Source organism: Nostoc sp. WHI, assembly GCF_015714725.1.
In the GTDB taxonomy this organism is placed as follows: Bacteria; Cyanobacteriota; Cyanobacteriia; order Cyanobacteriales; family Nostocaceae; genus Nostoc.
Genome location: NZ_WBKM01000072.1, coordinates 1 through 9,543 on the forward strand (window position 1 = coordinate 1; position 9,543 = coordinate 9,543).

Here is a 9,543-nt window from a genome sequence, read left to right on the forward strand (position 1 = left end):
ATATTTATTTTGGATTTTTACCCATTTCCTATCAAAGAATGGCACGGATAGCTCATTCTCTAATATCTGGTGGCGGATATGAAAATCACTAGTTTGAGTTTCTACTAGTCCATTGGCAGAATCTATCTTTAGAGGATTAGGAATTGCTGGTGGTGATGACAGATTGAATTGCTGCCAATTTATTTCCCATATTTCTTGGGCACTCAGCACCCTAATCCCAAGTTTCATTTTATTACTTAGTATGGCTGACCATTGCAAAAAGCCATTGCTAAAGGAATTTTGGAGGATATTTTCAATTCTGGTATTATTATGGGCATGGATTTCTCCAGTAAAAGAAAACCAACCTTTTTCTAATTTTCTGATAATCGATTCGATAAAATCATGAGAACGTTCATCATCAGAAACAACAGTGTACGTACACCATAGCCTGAGAAACTTATTTTTTCTAGTGCCACTTTGAGTTAATTCTTTAACTCGCAATCTCTCACTACGAATCAATAGCTTTAACGGCTCAAGAGAGCAATTTGACTCTAAAGAAGATAGTTCCTTTTGTCTATAATAATCCGAGGTAAAAGACCCTAAGTGTATTGTGAGGCTTTCGCCTTCGGGAATTTCTTTTAGTCCCGCTTCTATGCCCTCAAAGAGCGGCAGCATTTGCGATGATTCTAAATTCGGATGAATCCCTAAACAATCAAAGCAGAATTTGATTTGAATATTTTCACCTTTTTTGAGAATTAATGCGCCTACACCCTGCCTATCTCCTAAGTTGAGGTCACAAATGCCCGCTAAATGGATAATATCTTCAAAGGGAGTGAGCATTTTCACAACACTAATCTGCTCGTTTTCCAATGCTCCTTTACCTAATTTATCTTTAACCTTCTTAGAAGAATTTGGCATAACTTTACCAATAACTGAAATTTAATTATCTTCAAAATTGCGAATTGCGAATTGCGAATTGCGAATTGGTTTATGTCTCATATATCCCCTACTAATCCGAGGGACGCTGACAAACTTACCGAAAAAGTCTTTATTTGTAGAAATTGTCCACCATGTTGCCCATCCCCAAGCAATACTTAATCCTGTACCTAACCAACTTGTTTTCAGCAAATAATTAAAGATAAATACATTGACTACTGCTATTAATGTCCAGGGAAATATTTGGTCGGCAGGGAATGGCCCTAATCTTGGTCTTTCTCCTAAAATCCGATTCACTGTACGAAAACCATGTTTCTCTGACATATTTATTGATTTAATAAAGAGTTATCAGCTATTAATCCAAATGCGTATTTATCAATAACTGATAACCTGTAAAGCTTTTTTACTGAACAATCAAACCAGTAATTAAATCTCCAACAAAAACTGCCATAACTATGATTAATGGAGTTCTTGCTAGTGTCTGCCAGTCTTCATCATTCCGGGCAGATTGAATAATCCGAACTAAACTGATCCCAACATATAATAGGAATAAAGCTCTCAATACATTGAAAAAAAGTGCGATAACTTCTGATGTTTGTCCATTGTTGGCATTACCAAAAGTGGTGGTCATCCAAGTTTGAGCATTATTGAAAAACTGAGCATTAGCTGGAGCCGCCGCAAAATCAATTAGACAAATTACTGCTAACAGCGCAAACAAGACAGCATAGAGATTAACTCCATACTTTCGTTGTAGTTTATCGAAGTTAGTAAATAATGCTTGTGACTGTTTTGGCAAGGCAATCACGATGGCAGACGCAATCATAAATCCACCCATCAATATATTGTGGACGGACATCTCTGCTATCATCAACACACCAGTCACACCCATGAGTGTAAGTGTGCTTTTTTTCGCCCTGTCATTCTTAGAGTCAGGTAAAAGTGTTCCTGTTGCTGAAGCAGCAAAATCTGTGTATCCGTAGTCAGTACGCATCTGCTTTCGTTCTCCTGAACGATGTCTTGAGGGATAGGCACATTCTTAAATAAGTCAACCCCAAAATCCACACACTCTGGTACTGAAAAAAACAGAACTGTAGTACTGTAGCAATATTTCTAACAGTAATAATCTACGTAGATAAAAATTCTTTGTTGTATTATCAGTCTTTGTGCTTGATATACTCACATCCTTAATCGTTTATTGGTATAAGTATTTGTGCAACATCTTCAGTAAGTGCCAAATATAGGGCATTGACTATTGGCTAGTTTTATGATTTGACATATCGAAATTAGTTTTAACAAAGTCTGGGGATTTAAGTCCCCGTTACAAAACGTAATTGCGTTAGCGTAGCGGTAGCGAGTCCGCGTTCGCGCAGCGTCTCGTAGAGAGCGTCATGGGCGAAAAAGCGAATTGCGAATTGATTTAAGTATCCCTGCCCTCCATAAATTGAACTTTCCCTTCGATACCTCACCATGTTTTGCATCATAACTAAAAACTGTTAAAACTTGATTGCATGTATAGAACAAATATGTATAATACTTGCAGCTTGTACTTCAGCATTTGTTAGAAGTAGATATTTGGTCAAGCAAGGAAATTGGGAATTAATTTTCATAATCATTTGTTGGAGTATTTATGAGTAAAAGAAAAATATTTACAGCACTTGTTTCAATAGGTGTAGGACTATGCTTAGGAGCTTGCCAGTCTGATGCGGACAACGTTACTCAGGCAGAGAATGATTATGGGGCTAAGTTAACTGATGTGCAAAGCCAAAAAGATAAGGAAGTACAGGAGCAAATAAGGCAATATGTAGAAGAGACACCTAACTTATATAGAATAACTTGGAAGGTATGCGGAGATTATAGAAGTCGTCTGCGGGATGGAGTAAGATGTAGCGAAACTAAAATTCCCAAAACTAAAGGATATGTTGATCCTGTTTACATCTGGGCAGCTAATGGGGTGCAGTTTGTTAATAAGCAACACTTTGTTAATAGCTATTGGGCTACAGGATTGTTTGTCAAGTCTAAAGGATGCTTGAACTCAGGTAAGCCAAAACAAGAGCAATTTTATAATGTAAAGAATTTCACCAGAGATAAAACGAATGCTGTTCCTACCGCAGCAAATGTGAAGATTGAAGCTCTGTCAAAGCAGGAAAAGCAAACAGTAGTAGAACAAGCCTTCAAGGACGCAGAAGTAGAAAATTATGCGCTGACAAATTTCGGTGTGTCAGCAACCACAGGATTAATACCCACTGGGAAAACTTGCTTGACTCTCGAAGAATGGAAGAAGACGCAATCGTAAAAATCAGGCACAGTCGCTGAGAGCGATCGCAGTTCAGTCGCGGCGACTTCCTCCATCTCCAGCACACCAACCAACGCAAGTCTTGTCTCATTCTTTCTTAGATAAAGAAAATAATTTAACTTGTTGACCCCTTGTCCCCTGCTTGCGGTAAGTTAACTTTAACCCCAGTTGGTCTAACAACAACCCCAACAGCCAAATTGGTTTGAGCAAAATTATTGAAATTCAACTTTTAAAACTTTCAGGTTAGGATTCACTCTTGGCTTTTCCTCATTATAAAAATGCGTTGCGATGCGATTTAATTCCCAGCTATTGAATAAGAGTAATGCGGCTAAGAGCGATGTAGAGTGACCTCTACTCACGCGTTCGCTCCTTTGATAAATTTGATTGAATTTGACGCGATATTATTGTGATTATATCTACGCAGAAAGTTTTCCGAAAAAATCCACTTGAGACATAACTTGTGTGCGTATTGAATTAGCAGCCTTCTCTGCAATTTCTTCTCTATCAGAATCAGTAAGAACTACTGCAAGTAAGGATTTAAGAGCTTCTCGGTTAGATATAAACTCTTCATTGTATAAATCATCTTGCAACAAAGTAGCTTCCAAGTGAGGTATTAGCTCAGACGAAGGGGATAGCAACCGCTCTTTAATGCGTACCCTTGCAGTTTCTGTTGCAGAAGTTGTACCTATACCTAAATCCCATGTTTCAATTATTAGCCTGACCTCGCGGTTGAGAGATACACGCAGCGTTGATAGGCGGCCAAATAAAGGAAGATTGAGCATTAAAGGTGGTAATGCATTACCCCAATCCAAACCAGCGCCAATCGTGCAATTTGCTTCATCTTCGATGCAAACAGCCTCTTCGAGCCATCCTTCACCAAAAAGTAAATCTATAGCTTCTTGGGTTGTTATTGACTCGTTTGCCTCAAAATTATCCTTTTGCTCTTGATGGTTCATAAATTTTTACCCGATCGGACTTTATCTTCGTCTCAATACACCATACTCAAAGTAAACTAAATTCTCATATTCCTCTTCCGAACCGCAGTTCAACATGTTTTGTTTTTCGTAAAATCCTTCAGACCTTGGTAAGGAATGCAACCCAACTCTACCTTCATACCCTAACTCAACACTTCTAATTCTTGCGAAATTTAACAGTGCTTGACCAACACCTTTGAATTGAGGTGGGCGTTGAATCTCGATTCGATTAATGGGGGCAGTGGCAATGCCATCAATATAAACTAACCTCTTACCAATATTCAACCGAGAACCGTGCATTTGTGTTTCTATTATCATCAATCCTTGAGTTTTGTTTTCGCACTCAACTGCGTAACCTTCAAGATTTTGTTGATTGCCAATATATCTTAATTTAAATATCCAGTCCCAGTATTTATCTTCTTGACTAAATAACCTTAATTTTTCGACCCACTCATTAACATAATCATCAACATGTCTTTGTTCTAAATCAACCAAATATGCTTCAACAGTTGTATTATCAAAACCCCTTTTTAATTCAATTTTTCGCTGCACCTAAAGCTCCTAATTGTCATTATCTGCAATCACTCTATTCGGCGGGCGAGTCAGTGTAAATTCCGAAATTCTTGAAAAGAATAAAAATACTAACTTACCGGCTGATATAATCCCGTATTTTCGTTAAATTCCCACCCCAACCCTGCTCTATCCTTCCCCTTACACCATGCTACAAAAAGCGGTGGGGGAAGATTAATTCGCTCCTTGCGTACACTTTCTTCACTTACACCAAGTCTCTTGGCTAAACCTTCTTCAGTTAACGGTTGCATTCTAGGAGTATGCGCTTTGAAGGATGAATTATTGTAGTACGATTTCTGTCCCCGCTTTTGTTGGTTGTTGAGATAGTCTTGAATTTTAATAATCGCCTCAGCCAACTGTGTCATTCGGGCTGCCATTCTCTCCACTTTTTGTTCTAAATTGGCAAGATTATCAATTTCTGTAGTTTGATTACTATTAAATTCACTTAAAAACTCTGACTCGAGCTTATCAAGTCGTGAGCAAATAGCTTTTATCATTTCATTGGTAGGACTGCTGTGACTATTGTAACTATCAACTAAGTACTTCTCTACACTTGCCTTAATTTTTGAGTCTAGGCGTTCGTCTAAATTATTACCACCTATTGCATCAGCCTTATCTTGGGAATCGCCTAAGTAGAGATCGATAAATTCGAGCAGCGTGGCTGTTGCCGTTGTGCCTTTCGACTTGCAACAGGCGATAAACTCCTCCCACATCCTTTGGTCACAGTTGAAAGATGCTAATTTTTTTTACGCCCTGTATTGCTCATGTTCGCGTATCATCTAGGTAAACTTGGACTGTCTACGCTTATTAAATCGTGTAATTTGTCATGATGAATTACCTTGATGCTATCATCGCCAAATGTGTCAGCGCATTCTTCAAGCGATCGCTTTTATGAAGATATACTACTGCCAACGGCTACCATTGGCGATTGCGAATAAATATAGACATCACCCCATAGCAATTCCAGCATCAACCATATTCGCCAGACATTGGGTATTAAATATTATCAGTGATTCCGCTAATCGCTGATAATATTTAATACCCATACTGCTCATCTGCATAGCTGCGAAAATTGCACCCTTGGCAAAACCTGTCCCGTGGACTGGGATAATAAGAACACGGCGGGGTGTTGATGGGACAGCAACCTTGAAAATTGATAGGCATGGTCGAGCAAAGATTCTGTCTTTGCAGGAAATCCAACTTCTGTTCTCGCAGGGGGTAGATTCACTGCGAGACAAAGCGCTGTTTGCGGTGATGCTTTACACAGCGTGTCGGGTGAACGAAGCAGTGACGTTGCTTAAGCGGGACGTATATGATACCAAAGGAAAAGTCAGAGCCAAAATCATCTTTCGCAAAGGTCACACGAAAGGGAAACTGGCTACCCGTGCCATCCCGGTAATTCAAGAATTGCGAGTCAGGTTGCAAGCATATAAACCGCGTGATGATTCTCCTTGGTTGTTCCCTGGAAATGCTGACCACTCAAGAGCCAATAACCACCTGCACCGAGATTCGGCACTATGGATATTGCGAGTCGCTTGCAAAGAAGTAGGAGTTGAAGGGGTAAGCTCTCACAGCTTTCGGCGCACAGCACTCACCTCGATGAGTAATGCCGGAATTCCCTTAAGAGTGATTCAGGAAATCTCTGGGCATCGCACGTTGGACGAGCTATACAAGTACCTGGAGGTGAGAGAAGATCAAATATTGGGAGCGGTATCATCCTTAGCGCTACTTGCTCCGGTTTCGGAAGACGACTTCGGGAAACCTGTCTTTGTCGAAGTGACCGATAATTCAGTAAAGGAAAGCTGTTGACCCCATTTTACCAAAAAATCGATTTAGCAAGACAACATCAGCGCAATTGCTGAAAGCAAAAGTAGAAATTGCTTCAAGAATGCAGTTAGTTATGACGAAAGTTTAGCCCCCCTCCATCGGCAACACCTCTTCACTTAGCAAGGTGTAAAATTCAGGAACTTGAGATTCCACAAGTCGCAGTTCATTTGCCGCGATCGCTTCCAACTCCAGCACCGTCTCCCACCGCAAATCCCCAACCCATCGCTTGAGTATGCCCTTAATCGCTTCCACTCCGTGTTTAATACCGATTCGTAGCATTTCAACACAGTGGAGTAAGGTAGTGCGATCCCTTGGGGGAGGGTCAAATTCCGTAGTATCCCCCCCCTGCTCATGGGGTTTCCCTATAGCATTCTGGGGGGGGGTGGATACGGAGCAATTATCAGCCTCAATCCCATAGCCAGACTCTCTTGTAGCCTGATAAGAATGGTTTGACGCACTTTGCTCCCGTTTACTTTGGCGATGAGCTATTACTTGTTTTGCAAATTCCAATTCCTCTTTAGATAACGAATAAATTTTCACCTGTTCACCGCGCTTACCCTGCTTGCGGCAGGTCAACTTTAGCCCCAGCTGCTCCACCAAAGTGGCCAGCAACCATATCGGTTCACATTCCGAGGGGACAGTAAACCCAAGAATTGCTTTCACATGAGCTGCACAATCCTTGGCGATCGCAATCATATTTATTAACAGAGGGTCGCTGGCATTAACTTCGCCCCCGGTGACTAACCGCTCAAGGATCTGATGCAACCCTAAGTTGAAACGGGCTAACCATCGTGCCGAGTAATTGCCCCAGTCCATACATAGAGGTAAATTATCTCGTTCGCTGCGGTCTTTTTCACTGACAAGTTTTGGAGGCGTAGGGTATTCTCTACCAGTGGCATCATCAATAATAACTCCCTCTGGTTTTGATAAAATTGCCTCTAAGCCAGCGATCGCTCTAATTAATCGACCGCCGTCATCTTTTTCCACCAGTTCTGGGGTAACGTCCATGCCATAAGCTGACCAGATGCGAAACTTCTCGTTCTCAAAAACTTCCTCTGGTTTGAGATAATCTTTACTCTGCCGGAGACGATACTCACTCGCTGTAATATTATTAGCCTTGGCAACAGCCGAATAATAAGCCGTGTCCAAAGCAGCAGCAGCTTCTTCAAGAAGTTCAGTCGCTTTAGCATCATCATCAGCGCCAACCGAGATAAAGGTATTGCCCATTTCTGCGAGGAGCGATCGCAAATCATCACGCAGATTATTCAGAGAATAGTGACGATTAGCCTGAATTTGACAATAAGCCTCTAGCGCCCAATCTTTCTCCGCTCCCCGCTTACCCGAATCTCTGTCAATGCGAATTAGAAAAGCCGTCATCTGGTTCGATTGCAAAAGTCGCTCTTTAATTTTGGTAGCATTGGTATCTTTATAACCAAAGGGAGGGCGCGGGGCTACCCAAACATGAAACGGAACTTTCGGGCGATAGCGGTAAAGTTGTTGGGCGCATTCAGTAGCTGTTTGCGAAACCCCGTGAAACACACCGAATACTAAATCAAAATGATACTCAGCAATGTCTACTCCTGTGCCGAGACTGGGGGAAGTAAACAAGGCATCGAGGTTTTTGACAGCGTTAGTGATATCTTTGATGAAAGCGACGTTTTCATCACTGCCGGAATTGTCGGAGTGGACAGACCAAATCCGAAGTTTTGGCGGATGTATACCCTTGCCACTATTAGATTGACTAGAAGCATTTTCGGCTGATTGAGTAGAGTCGAATATTTGGACTAAGAATGATTGTTCAAGTTTCTTAATGAAACGTTTGGAGTCAGAAACCACCATGATTTTCTGTCCTGCCATCAGTGCCGCCGAGATTTGGGCAACCAGAGCGGAAGAATTACTACCCTCGTACCAATATATAGTGCGATCGCCATTTCTCCATTCGTTTTTAATGATGTAAGGTACTTCACCTGATGGTCGCATTGCCCGAAAGAAGTCCACCGTCAAATCATCCATGTGAGCATCGGCAATCACAACCAGGGGTGCATTGTATACTATATATTCCAGCACTTCCAGAATTGCTGCGCGATGCTCTTTGCAAGTATTACTATGTAGTAAATGCACTAAGTATTGGCAAGCTTCATCAATAAAGATGCAGCCGTAGGTTAAAGCTTGGGTATTTAGTTTATGCAAGCTGTCGATAGTAATACTGAGAGCTTGGGCAATTGCTAAACCTGTGTAACCCAAGTCTGAATACATCGCGGTTTCCAGGCGGAGAGCCAGATTTTTCAGCAGGTTGACGCGATGCCCATTGTTAAGAAATCGAGCTTCTGGGTTTTGCTTACGCCACCAGCGCATAAGTTCAGTTTTCCCAGTACCCATGTCGCTCCATAGTACCAGCAGCCCTGATACTGGCATGGTAAGATAGCGAGATATCTTAGTCAAGATTTCTTTTTCCTTTTCAGGGTTTGTCAAGTGGCTGTTTGGGTTGAAGCACTCTTGTTGATTGTCGGTTGTCGGTAACTCTATGCATTGTCTCTGGCGATCAAGCTCAGTTTGATGCTGTATCCCTTGGTCTGAATCGGCTTCTTTCTTGATGAAAGCGTCAGTTAGATAGCGAGTATTAACTGTCACATCGGGTTTATATTTGGTTAACCCCCATTTTCTCGTGCGATACGAGCGCTGGTAATCTTTAAGGCTTTTGGCATCATCAGCGATCGCAGTTAATAAAGTATCAGCATCTTCACCGCGACTAACTACGAAATCATCAACACCCTTTTCTGGCCCTGGCAACAATGCCACTTCACAAACACACCCTTGTGCCTCAATTGCTCTGCCAGTCCGCATTGTTGCTTGAAAAACTGACCAACGGGTGTTAGCTTTGGTTTCGTAATCGAAAAGAATTATGAACTTGCGCCCCGCTTGTGCTAAAGCTACTAAGTCTGGGTGCAACCGTTCATCAAAATC

General features: G+C 41.5%; 9 protein-coding genes and 1 pseudogene. 3 read left to right on the forward strand and 7 right to left on the reverse strand.

Going from position 1 to position 9,543, the window contains the following annotated elements; genetic code table 11:
- The 3 genes and pseudogenes from F8S12_RS07245 to F8S12_RS07255 form a co-directional block, all read right to left on the reverse strand.
- A pseudogene (locus F8S12_RS07245) lies at nucleotides 1–897 on the reverse strand (hypothetical protein); the annotation flags it as partial.
- Between the two features lie 21 nt (nucleotides 898–918).
- A complete protein-coding gene (locus F8S12_RS07250) occupies nucleotides 919–1,239 on the reverse strand; it encodes a hypothetical protein (RefSeq protein WP_196515647.1) in 321 nt (106 codons plus the stop codon).
- A 79-nt stretch (nucleotides 1,240–1,318) separates the two neighbouring features.
- A complete protein-coding gene (locus F8S12_RS07255; protein WP_196515648.1) occupies nucleotides 1,319–1,906 on the reverse strand; it encodes a hypothetical protein in 588 nt (195 codons plus the stop codon).
- A gap of 636 nt (nucleotides 1,907–2,542) precedes the next feature.
- Between F8S12_RS07255 and F8S12_RS07260 the strand changes: the two genes are divergently transcribed.
- A complete protein-coding gene (locus tag F8S12_RS07260) occupies nucleotides 2,543–3,208 on the forward strand; it encodes a hypothetical protein (protein ID WP_196515649.1) in 666 nt (221 codons plus the stop codon).
- Between the two features lie 416 nt (nucleotides 3,209–3,624).
- Here the strand turns inward: F8S12_RS07260 and F8S12_RS07265 are convergent, their stop codons facing one another.
- From F8S12_RS07265 to F8S12_RS07275, 3 genes are all read right to left on the reverse strand, one after another.
- On the reverse strand, nucleotides 3,625–4,164 hold the full coding sequence (locus F8S12_RS07265; protein WP_196515650.1) for a hypothetical protein: 540 nt from the start codon (nucleotides 4,162–4,164) through the stop codon (nucleotides 3,625–3,627).
- Nucleotides 4,165–4,185: 21 nt separating this feature from the next.
- Nucleotides 4,186–4,734, reverse strand: a complete 549-nt coding sequence (locus tag F8S12_RS07270) for a GNAT family N-acetyltransferase (RefSeq protein WP_069068818.1) — start codon at nucleotides 4,732–4,734, stop codon at nucleotides 4,186–4,188.
- A gap of 89 nt (nucleotides 4,735–4,823) precedes the next feature.
- Nucleotides 4,824–5,465, reverse strand: a complete 642-nt coding sequence (locus F8S12_RS07275) for a hypothetical protein (RefSeq protein WP_196515651.1) — start codon at nucleotides 5,463–5,465, stop codon at nucleotides 4,824–4,826.
- 145 nt (nucleotides 5,466–5,610) lie between these two features.
- On the opposite strand from F8S12_RS07275, the gene F8S12_RS40400 reads away from it, so the two are divergent.
- Nucleotides 5,611–5,781, forward strand: a complete 171-nt coding sequence (locus F8S12_RS40400; protein WP_230967858.1) for a hypothetical protein — start codon at nucleotides 5,611–5,613, stop codon at nucleotides 5,779–5,781.
- 117 nt (nucleotides 5,782–5,898) lie between these two features.
- Nucleotides 5,899–6,561: a tyrosine-type recombinase/integrase gene (locus F8S12_RS07280; protein WP_196515653.1), complete on the forward strand. Its 663-nt coding sequence runs from the start codon at nucleotides 5,899–5,901 to the stop codon at nucleotides 6,559–6,561.
- A gap of 102 nt (nucleotides 6,562–6,663) precedes the next feature.
- Here F8S12_RS07280 and F8S12_RS07285 read toward each other — a convergent pair.
- The coding region (locus F8S12_RS07285; RefSeq protein ID WP_196515652.1) for a plasmid replication protein, CyRepA1 family at nucleotides 6,664–9,543 on the reverse strand (2,880 nt) is incomplete at its 5' end.